11 protein-coding genes and 2 riboswitches are annotated in these 13262 nt (G+C 60.3%); of the genes, 5 read left to right on the plus strand and 6 right to left on the minus strand.

The window, feature by feature from the left end; all coding sequences use genetic code 11:
• From VGK14_RS01550 to gcvT, 6 genes are all read right to left on the minus strand, one after another.
• Positions 1-817, minus strand: an 817-nt coding sequence (locus VGK14_RS01550; protein WP_331507167.1) for an ATP-binding cassette domain-containing protein, incomplete at its 3' end; no start/stop codon positions are given.
• 166 nt (positions 818-983) lie between these two features.
• The gene (locus VGK14_RS01555; RefSeq protein ID WP_331507168.1) at positions 984-1859 is read right to left on the minus strand and encodes a hypothetical protein; all 876 of its coding nucleotides are present in this window, start codon (positions 1857-1859) and stop codon (positions 984-986) included.
• A gap of 6 nt (positions 1860-1865) precedes the next feature.
• Entirely contained in the window at positions 1866-3059 is a 1194-nt protein-coding gene (locus tag VGK14_RS01560) for a methyl-accepting chemotaxis protein (protein ID WP_331507169.1), read from the minus strand.
• 103 nt (positions 3060-3162) lie between these two features.
• Complete coding sequence (gene gcvP, locus VGK14_RS01565) at positions 3163-6033, minus strand: aminomethyl-transferring glycine dehydrogenase (protein WP_331507170.1); 2871 nt, start codon at positions 6031-6033, stop codon at positions 3163-3165.
• A 13-nt stretch (positions 6034-6046) separates the two neighbouring features.
• Positions 6047-6427: a glycine cleavage system protein GcvH gene (gene gcvH, locus VGK14_RS01570; RefSeq protein ID WP_331507171.1), complete on the minus strand. Its 381-nt coding sequence runs from the start codon at positions 6425-6427 to the stop codon at positions 6047-6049.
• Positions 6428-6436: 9 nt separating this feature from the next.
• Positions 6437-7519, minus strand: a complete 1083-nt coding sequence (gcvT, locus tag VGK14_RS01575) for a glycine cleavage system aminomethyltransferase GcvT (RefSeq protein WP_331507172.1) — start codon at positions 7517-7519, stop codon at positions 6437-6439.
• A 51-nt stretch (positions 7520-7570) separates the two neighbouring features.
• A riboswitch (glycine riboswitch) is annotated at positions 7571-7672 on the minus strand.
• Position 7673: 1 nt separating this feature from the next.
• Positions 7674-7767: riboswitch (glycine riboswitch) on the minus strand.
• A gap of 172 nt (positions 7768-7939) precedes the next feature.
• Here gcvT and VGK14_RS01580 point away from each other — a divergent pair.
• The 5 genes from VGK14_RS01580 (at position 7940) to VGK14_RS01600 (ending at position 13246) form a co-directional block, all read left to right on the plus strand.
• Positions 7940-8443: a MarR family winged helix-turn-helix transcriptional regulator gene (locus VGK14_RS01580; protein WP_331507196.1), complete on the plus strand. Its 504-nt coding sequence runs from the start codon at positions 7940-7942 to the stop codon at positions 8441-8443.
• Between the two features lie 73 nt (positions 8444-8516).
• Positions 8517-9989 carry an efflux transporter outer membrane subunit gene (locus tag VGK14_RS01585; RefSeq protein WP_331507173.1) on the plus strand — a complete coding sequence of 491 codons (1473 nt, stop codon included), beginning with the start codon at positions 8517-8519 and terminating at the stop codon, positions 9987-9989.
• A complete protein-coding gene (locus tag VGK14_RS01590; RefSeq protein WP_331507174.1) occupies positions 9989-12160 on the plus strand; it encodes an FUSC family protein in 2172 nt (723 codons plus the stop codon). The genes VGK14_RS01585 and VGK14_RS01590 overlap by 1 nt, the downstream gene beginning before the upstream one ends.
• Before the next feature lie 2 nt (positions 12161-12162).
• Positions 12163-12360, plus strand: a complete 198-nt coding sequence (locus VGK14_RS01595; protein WP_331507175.1) for a DUF1656 domain-containing protein — start codon at positions 12163-12165, stop codon at positions 12358-12360.
• A 13-nt stretch (positions 12361-12373) separates the two neighbouring features.
• Positions 12374-13246 (plus strand): efflux RND transporter periplasmic adaptor subunit, encoded by an 873-nt coding sequence (locus VGK14_RS01600; protein ID WP_331507176.1) that lies wholly within the window; start codon positions 12374-12376, stop codon positions 13244-13246.
• The last annotated feature ends 16 nt before the right edge of the window (positions 13247-13262 follow it).

A 13262-nucleotide genomic window follows, 5' to 3' on the forward strand; every position in this document is an offset into this window, starting at 1 on the left:
CCAGCTCGGTCTTCATCGCCTTCATGTGGGCGTCGACCTGCTTGGATTCCTGCTCCAGGCGCGCTTCCTTCTGCTCCAGCCAGCTGGAATAGTTGCCCTTCCACGGAATACCGTGGCCGCGATCCAGTTCGAGAATCCACTCGGCAGCGTTGTCGAGGAAGTAGCGGTCGTGGGTGACCGCGACCACGGTGCCGGGGAAACGCACCAGGAACTGCTCCAGCCATTCGACGGATTCCGCGTCGAGGTGGTTGGTAGGCTCATCCAGCAGCAGCATGTCGGGCCTGGACAGCAGCAGCTTGGCTACCGCCACGCGGCGCTTTTCGCCGCCGGACAAAGGCGCAATCTTCGCGTCCCACGGCGGCAGCCGCAGCGCATCGGCGGCGATTTCCAGCTGGGTTTCCAGGTCCGCGCCGCTGGCGGCGATGATGTTCTCGTACTTGGCCTGCTCCTCGGCCAGCTTGTCGAAATCGGCATCCGGCTCGGCATAGGCGGCGTAGATTTCCTCGAGCTTCTGCTTGGCCTCCATCACCGCGCCCATGCCGGACTCGACCTCCTCGCGCACGGTCTTGGCAGGGTCCAGTTCCGGCTCCTGCGGCAGGTAGCCGATGGAAATCCCCGGCTGCCACTGCACCTCGCCCTCGAACTCCTTGTCCGCGCCAGCCATGATGCGCAGCACAGTGGACTTGCCGGAGCCGTTCAGGCCGAGCAGGCCGATCTTGGCGCCGGGAAAGAAAGAGAGGGAAATATCCTTGATGATTTGCCGCTTGGGCGGTACGACCTTGCTCACGCGGAGCATGGACATGACGTATTGAGCCATAAAGTACTGTTACCTGAGTTGAAAATGCCCGCAAGCTTACCCCATGACACGCCTCTTGTGGAGCGGGTATCTCACCGTAGGGGATCAATTCAGCAGCGGGCGCTACACTAGGGGAACGCGTTTTCCGGGAAAAGTCACAAACCGCCGAACCGGGGCGGCAACGACATTATGCTGCCGCCGTGTTCTCCAGCGCGGAGGTCGTATGATCGAACGCTTGAAACACCGCCTCCAGTGCCTTGGTGGCGGTCGCAAAATAATGTTCCGCATCCAGCGTAGGGTGCTCTACCTTGAGCAGTGATGATTCCAGCAGATCCAGAAAACTGCTTACCGTGCCACTGGCAACCTGCCATTCTTTTGCCATGGACGCCGCCTCGCTGCAATTAGCGCCCGCAAGATCGGCGCTGACCAAGGCCATGGTTTCCCGGATACGCTCTTCCAGAAAACAAAGCTTGATACGGACGACGCTGGAACAACACCCCCTGGCCGCAACGCTCGCCCCCATGCCGCGGGCTTGGCCGATGCATTCCGCCGCAATCGGCAGCTTGTTCCAAAGTACGTTGACCAGCACCGGATCAACAGCATGCACCCCGCCCAGTTGGGACCGTTCAGCCACATCGCCCATACATCGCAGCACTTCCCGGATGAGCCCGCTGTGACGCTCAAAACTGGTTTCTATCGGCAAGGTTGCGGCCTGCGCACGCAAATCTTTCCATTGGGAACGCACATCATTCCAGCGTTTGGCGCTCAGCAGAGCAACTTGCTGCCAGTCATCCAGCGCACTCATATCCCGATCAACGCTGTCCTGTTTCTGCGTCACTTTGGGCGCAAAGCTTTTATCCCCGCTCAGTAGCGCATTGATCATGCCGCGACACTGCTGGATATCCAGCAGCAGCTGTTTCAGCTGACGACCGAGGCGGACACCTTCCTGCCGCCGTTCCTGGGTCACGCGGCGCTCACGGTAAGAAACGTATCGCACCAACCCGGCAGCGCCCACAAAACCCAGCCCCAGCACAATCGCCATCAACCATTGCAAATCCACCATGGCCGGCTAACCCTTGAACCCGCCCAGGACAATGCGCATACTGCTTGCCAGTCCTGCCAGGTGGGTCGCCATATTGGCGGTTTCTGCCGCGGCATGGTTATTCTGCTGCGCGCCTTCGGCGATCTGCTCGACGTGTCGCGCGATATCGGAACTATTGGTACTCTGCTGCTTCACACCGGCAGCGATCTGATGAACGCTCCCTAGCGCCGACGCAGCTTGCCCATCGATTTTTTTAAGCATGCCATTGGCAGAAGTAGCATGTTCGACACTCCTACGCACCTGTGCGCTGGCAGTATGCATGTATTGCACCGCACACTGAATTTCGGTTTGGATGGCGACAACCGTCGTGGTGATTTCGTCGGCCGACGCGCGGGCCCGATGCGCCAGCTGCCTGACTTCATCCGCCACCACGGCAAACCCCCGTCCTTGCTCACCAGCCCTTGCCGCCTCTATCGCCGCATTAAGCGCAAGCAGATTGGTTTGATCGGAAACGTCACGAATCAACTCAGTGATCTGGGTCACTTGCGCAGAGCTTTGCGACAGTCTGTCCATCAAACAGGAAACGTCTTCCACCGTCTTGGCCAGCGCAACGATTTCTCCCGACGACTGGGCGATGGCATCCATGCCGGCCGCCGAGAGATTGCTAACTTCGTGCGAATTCTGCTCGGCATCCCGGCTTTGCGTGGCGACGTGATCAATGCTGACGGCAAGCTCCTCGACTGAAACAGCCGTCCGAGAAGCGGCATCTTCCTGTTGCGCAGCAGAAGACGCCACCAGATCGGAACGGCGCTTGAGCTCCCCCGACGCATGGGCCACTTCCGATGCTGCATCACGCACATCGTCAATAATCCGGCCGAGTTCTCGCGACATATCGTTAAAGGCCAAGGCCAGATGCTTGCCCTCATCATTGCCAGTCAGCGACATCCGCGCGCTGAAATCCCCTTCGGCAATCTGAGACAGCGTTCCTCGCATTTCACCGAACAACAACCGCAACGAACGGTACAATGCAGCCAAAAGATACCAGGCAAGCAGGATCATCAAGGTGGATGACAGCAAAGTCACCGCCTTCAATGGCATGCCGGTCAGTGCGGTAAAAAGCGAAGCGAGAAACGGCAGGGTCACCATCACCCCCACCAGCCCGATACGGTATCCAAAAGGGAAATAGCTCAGCCATGCGGTGGCTGGTAATGGGCGGCTCATGGCTTTACCTGAAACAGTGCATGTAGCCCAAGACTATCTTATTTCCTCCAGGTCTTATATCCCCTTAAAGTACTATCCCCGATCATCCTTTAGGATTAGTTCATCACACGGAATCAGGGGCCATGTACTCGTCCATCGGCACGCAGGCGCAGAACAGGTTGCGGTCGCCGTAGACGTCGTCGATGCGGTTCACTGTCGGCCAGAACTTGTTTTCGGCCACCCAGGGCAGCGGGAATACGGCCTGCTGCCGGCTGTAGGGACGGTCCCATTCCGACTCGGCCAGATCGGCCTGGGTATGCGGGGCATGCTTGAGGGGATTGTTGTCGGCCGGCCAGACGCCGGTTTCCACCTGACGGATTTCCTCGCGGATCGCCGCCATCGCAGCAATAAAACGGTCGAGTTCGGCCTTGGTTTCGGACTCGGTCGGCTCCACCATCATCGTGCCGGGCACCGGGAAGCTCACCGTGGGCGCGTGAAAGCCGTAGTCCATCAGACGCTTGGCGATGTCGGTTTCGGTGATGCCTGTCGCCGCTTTAAGCGGGCGGATGTCGATGATGCATTCATGCGCGACGCGGCCGTTCTTGCCGATGTACAGCACCGGATAGTCGTTTTCAAGCCGCTCGGCGATGTAGTTGGCGTTGAGGATAGCGACCTGGGTGGCGCGCTTCAACCCGCTGCCGCCCATCATCGCGATATACATCCACGCGATCGGCAGGATGGAGGCCGAGCCCCAGCGCGCCGCCGAAACCGCACTCTGGCTTTTGTTTGAATATTCCAGGATATGGCCGGGCATGAACGGCGCCAGGTGCGCTTTCAAACCGATAGGCCCCATGCCGGGGCCCCCGCCGCCGTGCGGGACGCAAAAGGTCTTGTGTAAATTCATGTGACTGACGTCGGCGCCGATGAAACCCGGACTTGTAAGCCCGACCTGCGCGTTGAGGTTGGCGCCGTCCATGTACACCTGGCCACCAAAGCGGTGCACGATGTCGCAGATGTCGCGGATGCCCTCCTCGAACACGCCATGGGTGGAGGGATATGTCACCATCAGGCAGGCCAGGTTTGCAGCATGCGCTGCCGCCTTGGCTGCGAGGTCGGCCACGTCTACGTTGCCTTGCCCGTCGCAAGCCACCGCGACCACTTCCAGCCCGCACATCTGCGCGCTGGCCGGGTTGGTGCCGTGCGCCGAAGTCGGGATCAGGCAGACGTCGCGCTGCGCTTCGTTGCGCGAGGCGTGATAGCGCCGGATCGCCACCAGCCCGGCATATTCGCCCTGCGCGCCGGAATTGGGCTGCAAAGAGATCACGTCGAAGCCGGTGATGGCTTTCAGGCTGCTTTCCAGGTCGCAGATCATTTCCAGGTAGCCCGCCGTCTGTTCCGCCGGCGCGAACGGATGGATGTCGCCGAATTCCGGCCAGGTAACCGGCAGCATCTCGGCTGCGGCATTGAGCTTCATCGTGCACGAACCCAGCGAGATCATCGAATGGTCCAGCGCCAGGTCGCGACCCTGCAATTTCCGTAAATAGCGCAACATCTCGTGTTCGGAATGGTGGGTGTTGAATACCGGATGGGTGAGGATGGGGTCGGTACGCAGCAGGTCGGCAATCGGGCTGTGCTGCGCAGCCTGGACATCCAGCGCATCAATATCGAACGCCCGGCCGCAAATCAGCTCCAGCAGTTTGGCGACATCCTCGCGCGAGGTTTTTTCATTGAGCGCGATGCCCAGCACGTCGTGCGACACCCGGCGCAGGTTGTAGCCGGCGGCCAGCGCCGCCTGATAAACGGCCTCGGCACGGCTGCCCAGGCCGATCTGCAAGACATCGAAAAACTGCCGCGTGCGCAGCTCCACCCCGCCCTGCCGCAAGCCTTCGGCCAGGATGCAGGCCAGCCGGTGGATGCGCCGCGCTATCGTCCGCAGGCCCTGCGGCCCGTGATAGACGGCATACATGCCGGCAATGTTTGCCAATAAAACCTGTGAAGTGCAGATGTTGGAGTTGGCCTTTTCGCGGCGGATATGCTGCTCGCGCGTCTGCAACGCCATGCGCAGCGCTTTTTTGCCGCGAGCGTCGATCGATACGCCGATGATGCGTCCGGGCACGTTGCGCTTGTGTTCGTCGCGCGTCGCGAAGAAAGCCGCATGCGGGCCGCCGAACCCTAACGGCACGCCGAATCTTTGGGATGAACCGAGCGCGATGTCGGCACCCATCTCTCCCGGAGATTTCAGCAGCACCAGCGCCATCAGGTCGCTCGCCACCGCGGCGACGCCGCCCTGCGCTCTGATCGCGGCGATGGCGGGGCCGAGATCGGCCACCTCGCCGGCATCGTTGGGGTATTGCAGCAGCGCCCCGAATACCCCTTGATGCGCAGCCTGCTCAGGTTTGCCGAACACCAGTTCGAAGCCGAAATATTCGGCGCGGGTTTTCAATACATCGACGGTCTGCGGAAAGCAGCCCATATCGACGAAAAACCGGTTGGAATCGACCTTGCCGATGCGCCGCGCCATCGCCATCGCCTCGGCGGCAGCGGTCGCCTCGTCCAGCAGCGAGGCATTGGCGAGCGGCAAGCCGGTGAGGTCGATCACCATCTGCTGGTAGTTGAGCAGCGCTTCCAGCCTGCCCTGCGCGATCTCGGCCTGGTAAGGCGTGTAGGCGGTGTACCAGCCGGGGTTTTCCAGCAGATTGCGCAGGATAACGGCAGGGGTGTGCGTATCGGCATAACCCATGCCGATCAGCGATTTGTTGGCGCGGTTCTTGGCCGCCACCTTTTTCAACGCAGCCAGCGCTTCGTACTCGCGCTGTGGCGCAGGCAGCGGCAGATCGTCAGGCAGCCTGATCGCCGCCGGCACGGTCTGGTCGATCAGCTGTTCCAGGCTATCTGCGCCTATGGCCGCCAGCATCGCCGAAATTTCGGCGTCGTCCGGGCCGATATGGCGGGAAATGAATTCATCGCGTTGTTCCAGTGACGATAATGGCAGCATATGTGGATCCGAATCAACCTTCGATGGCCTGCTGGTACCCGGCGGCATCCAGCAGCGCTTCGTAATCGCTGGCATTGTCGGGCTTGAGGCGGAACAGCCAGGCGGTATAGGCATCCGCGTTGACGCTCTCCGGCGCGTCCGCTGCGGCCTGGTTCACCGCAATCACGCTGCCGGCGGCCGGTGCATAAATGTCGGAAGCGGCCTTTACCGACTCGACCACCGCAACCTGCGCGCCCGCCTTGCAGCTGTTGCCGATTTCGGGCAGTTCGATGAACACCAGATCGCCCAGCAATTCCTGCGCGTGGTTGGTGATGCCGACGGTAAAACTGCCGTCGTCTTCCAGGCGTACCCATTCGTGGGTTTGGGTATAGCGCAGCTCGGCGGGGATATTCATAAAAATCTCCTAAAAATTAACCAGTACTTTGCCAAAGCGCACGAACGGCGTCCTGACCACCTTGGCCGCATGAAGCTTATCGCGGATTTCAACTTGCACAGTATTGCCAAAAGTCACGCCCATAGGCAAGCGAGCTAAACCAATGGATTGCTGCATGGTAGGCGAAAACGTCCCACTGCTGATTTCGCCCTCGCCCTGCGGCGTCATTACTTTTTGATGCCCGCGCAACACGCCCTTGCCCAGCAGCACGATACCGCACAGTTGCCGCTGCTGGCCGTGCTGTTGCAGCGCCGCCTTGCCGAAAAAATCGCGCGCCGCGACCAGGTCTACCGTCCACCCCAGCCCGGCGTCGAGCGGGGACGTGGCCTCGTCCATGTCCTGTCCGTAAAGATTCATGCCGGCTTCCAGCCGCAAGGTATCCCGCGCGCCCAGACCGCTGGGCGCCACCCCGGCATCGAGCAGCGCCTGCCACACCGCCTCGGCCCGGTCGGCGGGCATGCCGATCTCGAAGCCATCCTCGCCGGTATAGCCGGTGCGGGCGATAAAGAAGTCGCCTGCCTGCACCGCAAAAAAATGGCCGATTTCCGCGCTGGCCGCACGCGCTTCCGGCAGCGCTTTCCACACCTTCTCGCGCGCATTCGGCCCTTGCACCGCGATCATCGCCAGGTCGCGGCGCGGCGCGATATTGGCGTCCAGTTTCCAGTCGATCAAGCGGGAGGCCATCCAGGCCAGGTCTTTGTCCGTCGTGCCGGCGTTGATCACGATGCGGAAATGCGTGTCGTCGAGGTGATAGACGATGAGGTCATCCACCACTCCGCCCTTGGCGTTGAGCATGACGCTGTAAAACGCCTTGCCGGGCTGTTTGAGCTTGTCGATATTATTCGCCAGCAAGCGCCGCAAAAAAGCCTTGGCGTCCGCCCCGGCGATATCCACCGCGCACATGTGCGAAACGTCGAACATGCCGCAGTCGCGCCGCACCGCGTGATGCTCCTCGATCTGCGAGCCGTAATGCAGCGGCATATCCCAGCCGCCAAAATCGACCATCTTCGCGCCGAGTGCGCGATGGGCCTCGTTGAGGACAGTTTTCTGCATGCAAATTCCTTGTGCCGGAAAATAAAAAAGGGGTGAGTCGAGACGACTCACCCCCCTGTCCTTGATACCTGAGAGATTACGCAGCGTTAGCGCTACGCTTGCCCCTTCGGTGGACGGCCGGAATCCGGTTCTCAGCCATCGCTCTCCAGAGTGTTCGACATTTGCGGTCCGTTTTGCCTGAGCGGTTACGGGTGTTTACGCCTTCGGCGACGGGCCTGGAAAGCCCCGTTCTCTCCCACAAACTGGTTGGTACTATAAATGAGCCGATCAATGCTGACAAGCGTGAAAGCTGTTTAGCCGCAGACACCTTGAAATCTGACCATGAGCAGTTACGAGAATATCTCCTGCGGAGCTTGGGCCAGGACCAGGCATAAAATTTACCTTGCAAATGTATGGAACCATACTATAATGATCCGTACGATGCTTTTACTCAAAGAACTTCCAACCTCAAAGAGCCTTAAGAAGTTTGTGTCGCGATATCCGGACGCAGACATCGAGGCAATCTCGGATTTTGTCAATTTATTGCGGGCTTCGTCAGATATTTCCGACGCTCTCGACAAATTGCTGGCTCGGCATGGCCTGCTGCAGGGAAGATGGTGGGTGCTCGTACTGTTGATGCGCGAGGACGACCTGATATCTTCACCCACGGAGCTTGCCGAGAAAGCCGGCGTCACCAAGGCAACCATGACCGGATTCATCGATGGACTGGAACGGGAAGGATTGGTGGTTCGCCTGCTGGATGCCGCCGACCGCCGGAAGATCTCGATCAAGCTGACACCGGCCGGACAACAGAAGCTGGACGAAGTGATGCCGGATTATCACAGAAAAGTGAAAGCCCTGATGTCCATCCTTACCAAAGACCAGCGCACTGCGATGGTTAGCAGCGCCAAAACGTTGGCCGCAAACGTCGGCGTGATGAAGTGAGCGCCAAAAAATTTATCCATTTAGTTAGGAGCCAAACAAAACCATGCGGGTTTTAAACAGGTATCACCCCAATATGGCGACGGCAGATCAGGGGCTATGGGTAAAATTCGCCGCGGCTTCTGCTTTGCTGATTCTGCAAGCGGGGTGCGTCAGCATGAAAGGCATCGAGCCAAAAGCACAAACCATCGGCGCCAACCAGCTCGATGCCGGGGCAAGCATCGCGAAGGCGCCCGCAATCGCCTGGCCGAATGAGGATTGGTGGACCGCCTATCGCGACCCGCAGCTGAATGCCTTGATCGCCAAGACCATTGCCGGCAGCCCGACGCTGCGCCTGGCTCAGGCCCGCGTCGCATTGTCGCGGGCCTATGCCGACAGCATGCACGCCGAAACCACGCCCAACATTGGCGCCGACCTGTCGGTTGCCCGCGAACGCTTTACCGCACTGCAGTTCATCCCTCCGCCCTGGGGCGGCAATTTCGACTGGAACAACAAGGCCACCGTATCGCTTGCTTACGATCTTGACCTGTGGGGGCGTCAGGAAAGCATTTGGCGCGCCTCGGTGGATGAAAGCCGGGCAGTCGCCGTCGAGGTGCAGCAGGTCAAGCTGGAACTGATCGCCGCCATCGTGCGCAGCTACGTCGAAATGGCAATGGAATACACGCTGCGAGACGTGGCGGAGGAACGCCTGGCTCAGATCGGGCAACGCGTCGCAATCGCGCGCCGCGGCCTGGCCGCCGGAATCGGTACGGAAATGGAGGTCAGCGAGGTGGAAACGCAATTGCCGATGGCACGCGCGCAGCTCGAAGTGGTCAATGCGCACATTGCCTTGCTGCGCAATCAGCTGGCTGCCCTTTCCGGCCAGGGACCGGGTGCCGGCGAGCATATCAAGCGCCCGGCGCTGATGCTGGACGCACCGATTGGCCTGCCGGATCAATTGCCGGCCAATCTGGTGAGTCGCCGCCCGGATGTGCAGGCTTACCGCTGGCGCGCGGAAGCGGCACAGCAGGATATCGACGGCGCCAAGGCTGCGTTCTACCCCAATATCAATTTGCTGGCATTCATCGGTTTTCAGGCGCTTGGCTTCGGCCAGCTCATCAGCAATGCGGCGTCGATCGCCGGGGTCGGCCCCGCCCTTTCGCTGCCTATTTTCGATGGGGGGCGCCGGCGCGGCAACCTTTCGGCAAAAACCGCCATCTATGACATTGCCGTGGAAAACTACAATAGCGTACTGGTTCATGCGCTACAGGACGTTTCCGACCAGCTAGTGGTGCTTCAATCCAATGCCAAGCAGCGTGCCGAGGCCGAAAATGCGCTCGCATTGGCGCGCAAGGCCCGCATGCTGGCCGAGGCGAGCTATCGCGCAGGGATCAGCAACTATCAGCATGTGCTCGATATACAAAGCTCCGTATTGCGCCAGCAGGAAATCGTTGCCCAGCTACAGGCGGTGCGATTTGATGCCTATACCGGCCTCATGCGCGCACTGGGGGGCGGAACGATGGACACGTCGCCGGCACAAAACGCAACCGCTACGGATCGGCCGCATTAATGACGTCCACCTTGTTTTTGGCGCGCAGCCGCAGGAGCCGTGCGCTGGTGATGTTGCAGTCGGCGCTGCGGGACTGGTGGGAAACAGATGCCATCACCATCGGCTACATCCTCAAGGTGGTACTCGCCTGCCTGCTGGCGCTATGGCTTTCGCTGCGCTTCGAGCTCGACCAGCCGCGTACCGCAATGCTGACGGTGACCATCGTCATGCAGCCACGCTCAGGCATGGTGTTTACCAAGAGTATCTATCGCCTGCTGGGAACGCTGGTGGGCATTGCCGTGTCCTTCGTGCTGGTGAGTATGTTCGCGCAGGAACGGGTGCTGTTTCTGCTCTGCATGGCAATATGGATCGGGCTCTGTACGGCCGGCTCCATGGTGTTCCGCAACCACCAGTCCTATGCCTTCGTGCTTGCCGGCTACACGCTGTGCATCGTAGGCTTGCCGGCGACGATCAGTCCCGATCAGACGTTCAATATCGGCGTCACTCGCATTTCGGAAATCCTGATCGGTTTGCTCTCCGCCACCCTGGTCAGCGATCTGGTCTTTCCGCAGCGCATGTGGGATATGATGCTGGCAACGGTGCGCCGCCGCTTCAGCGATTTTTCCGACCTGTTGCGCTCCGTTTCTTTCGCATCGGCTGATGCTGCGACATCAAAGCCGGCGCTGCTGCGGTTTGTCGGGGATATTTTCAGCCTGGAATCGTTCCGCGTTTCCACCATGCTGGAAAACGACCATTCGCGCGCCCAGCGCTTGCGTCTGGGCCTGCTGAATGCCGAGTTCATGGAGGTTTCGACCAGCTATCACGCCCTGGAGCAACTGTTGCGCCGGCAGCGCGCCAGCGGGCATCCCGAGGTCAGTACCGCATTACTCGAGATTTATCAATCCATTGGCGAAGCCATTTCCATCGATGGGCGCAGCGCAAGGACGGAACAGGAAGCGCAGCAAATCACCGGAAAACTCAAGACGTTTCGCGACGCCTTTGAGCAGAGGCTCGCGGCGGCGCGGGCCCGGTTGCCGCATGGCCTGACCCCAGCCGAACACCTGGATTTCGATACCGGGGGCGAATTGCTGCAGCGCTTTGCCGACGAACTGTATGCCTATGCCGGCACTTATGCGTCGCTCGCAAGCGGCCTTGGCCGATCGCGCGCAGGCGCGGCAGCGGAGTATCCGCTGCACCTGGAATCTCATTTCGATCCGCTGGCCGTCGCCTTGGCTGGGATGCGTGGCGCGCTGGCGTTGGCGGTGATGACGTCGCTGTGGATTTTTACCGATTGGCGGTCGGGTATCGAAGCCATTACGATAGGTGTCGTTACCAGTACCTTGTTTGCCACTGCGCCCTCTCCCCACCGCACCATCAAGCAATTCATCGGCGGCGCAGTGATCGGCACCGTGCTGGCTTATTTCTACAACTTCCAGATGCTGCCGCAAGTGCAGGGGTTCCTGATGCTCGCCCTGACGTTGACGCCAGCCCTCGCGGTCGTTGCCTGGATGACGACGCGGCCGGCCATCGCCGTCCTGGGCGGCAGCACATTCATCATCTTCTTATCGCATATCGGCTTCAATAGCGCTTATAGCGCCAACCCTATCACCTTCATGAACGACGCCATCGCCGACATCATCGCCGTCCTGATGTCGGGCGTGATGTATGGATTGATCGATCTCAGCAACAGCCGCTGGTCTCGCAAACGCATTGCCAGGGCATTGCGCGGGCTGGTGGTGGCCGCATGCCGCGAGCCGCTGCCGCTGCGCCGCGCCCGCCTCGAGACTGCTGCACGCGACCTGGTGCAGCGTACCGGCAGCACGCAGCGCATCGCGGATGATCAGGATCAGGAAGTGGCCGACTGGCTGCTTTCCACCCTCGAAATCGGTCATGCCGTGATTGCGTTGCGCGAACAGTTAAATGAAATCGATCATGCCGGGGTATCCAGCAAACTGACGGCCAGCCTGGACACCATCGCCCTGCTCTACGCTTCGCCTTCCACGCGGAATCGCCGGGCCGCGATCTCGGCGATTGAAACGGCCATGGCAGTCATCACGGATAAAGGGCAGTACGCGGCGGCATCCTCTCGCCATCAATTGCTCACCATGCTGCACTTTATCCGCAGCGCCTTGCTGGACGAAGAATCCGTGCTGACATCGGTCGCGCCTTTAACCCCGGCCGGGGAGGCCTGATCATGCCACGTGAAGTTGCATTGTTTGACGCGCTGGTTCCGGCACTGCTGTTCGCTTTTCTGGCCGCTGCCTGCGTATGGCTGGCGCTGGACTGGTTGTTTGTCCGCTATGGCATTTACCGGCACATCTGGTATCCCGCATTGTTCCGCCTGGCCGTATTCGCCTCCCTGTTTGCGGCGTGCGGACTCTGGATTTACTGACTAGGACTTCAACATGAAAGAACTCATCAAACGGCTGCTGCGCATTTCGATCACTCTGGCATTGGTCGCACTGGCTATTATTCTCGGCCGCATGCTCTGGGTGCGTTACATGGATTCGCCATGGACGCGCGATGGTCGGGTGCGCGCGGATGTGGTCAATGTCGCGCCCGATGTTGCCGGGCTGGTCACCGCAGTAGCGGTTGGCGACAACCAGTTCGTGCATCGCGGCGATCTATTGTTCCGCATCGATGCCGAACATTATCGTCATGCCCTGGCGCAGACCCAGGCCTTGATGGATCAGCGCAAGATCATGCTGGAAATGAAGCGCTCCCAGGCGGCCCGCCGCGCCGCCCTGGACGACCAGGTGATCTCGCGCGAAAACCGCGAAGATACCGACCTGATCGCCGCCAGCGCAAAAGCGGAATACGAAGCTGCCGTGGCCCAGCGCGATCAGGCCAGGCTGAACGTGGAGCGCACCGTGGTGCGTTCGCCGGTCGATGGCTGGGTCTCCAACCTGCTGGTCCGCCCCGGCGACTATGCCCAGGTGGGCGGGGCCAAACTGGCAGTGATCGACAAAAACTCATTCTGGGTCTATGGCTATTTTGAAGAGCACAAGCTGGCGCTGATACATGTCGGCGACGCTGCGGAAATCCATCTGCTAGGCTCCGACCGGGTGCTGCAAGGCCATGTGGAAAGCATCGCGCGCGGCATTACCGACCGCGACAACCCAACTGACGTTAAGCTGCTGGCGAACGTCAATCCCAGCTTCAACTGGGTACGGCTGGCTCAACGAGTGCCGGTGCGCGTACGTCTGGATCAAGTGCCCAAGGACATGACTGTTGTCGCCGGAATGACTTGCTCGGTAATAGTCAAACCGGGCAAATGAGGCTTGGGAGCGATGC

It is taken from the genome of Novimethylophilus sp., assembly GCF_036504375.1.
In the GTDB taxonomy this organism is placed as follows: Bacteria; Pseudomonadota; Gammaproteobacteria; order Burkholderiales; family Methylophilaceae; genus Novimethylophilus.

Bases quoted from the DNA above. Each gene is read 5' to 3' on its own strand.
- gcvP (WP_331507170.1), bottom strand. From the start codon at position 6,033: ATGCTGCCATTATCGTCACTGGAACAACGCGATGAATTCATTTCCCGC.
- VGK14_RS01600 (WP_331507176.1), top strand. From the start codon at position 12,374: ATGAAAGAACTCATCAAACGGCTGCTGCGCATTTCGATCACTCTGGCA.
- VGK14_RS01580 (WP_331507196.1), top strand. From the start codon at position 7,940: ATGCTTTTACTCAAAGAACTTCCAACCTCAAAGAGCCTTAAGAAGTTT.
- gcvH (WP_331507171.1), bottom strand. From the start codon at position 6,427: ATGAATATCCCCGCCGAGCTGCGCTATACCCAAACCCACGAATGGGTA.
- VGK14_RS01585 (WP_331507173.1), top strand. From the start codon at position 8,517: ATGGCGACGGCAGATCAGGGGCTATGGGTAAAATTCGCCGCGGCTTCT.
- VGK14_RS01560 (WP_331507169.1), bottom strand. From the start codon at position 3,059: ATGAGCCGCCCATTACCAGCCACCGCATGGCTGAGCTATTTCCCTTTT.
- VGK14_RS01555 (WP_331507168.1), bottom strand. From the start codon at position 1,859: ATGGTGGATTTGCAATGGTTGATGGCGATTGTGCTGGGGCTGGGTTTT.
- gcvT (WP_331507172.1), bottom strand. From the start codon at position 7,519: ATGCAGAAAACTGTCCTCAACGAGGCCCATCGCGCACTCGGCGCGAAG.
- VGK14_RS01595 (WP_331507175.1), top strand. From the start codon at position 12,163: ATGCCACGTGAAGTTGCATTGTTTGACGCGCTGGTTCCGGCACTGCTG.
- VGK14_RS01590 (WP_331507174.1), top strand. From the start codon at position 9,989: ATGACGTCCACCTTGTTTTTGGCGCGCAGCCGCAGGAGCCGTGCGCTG.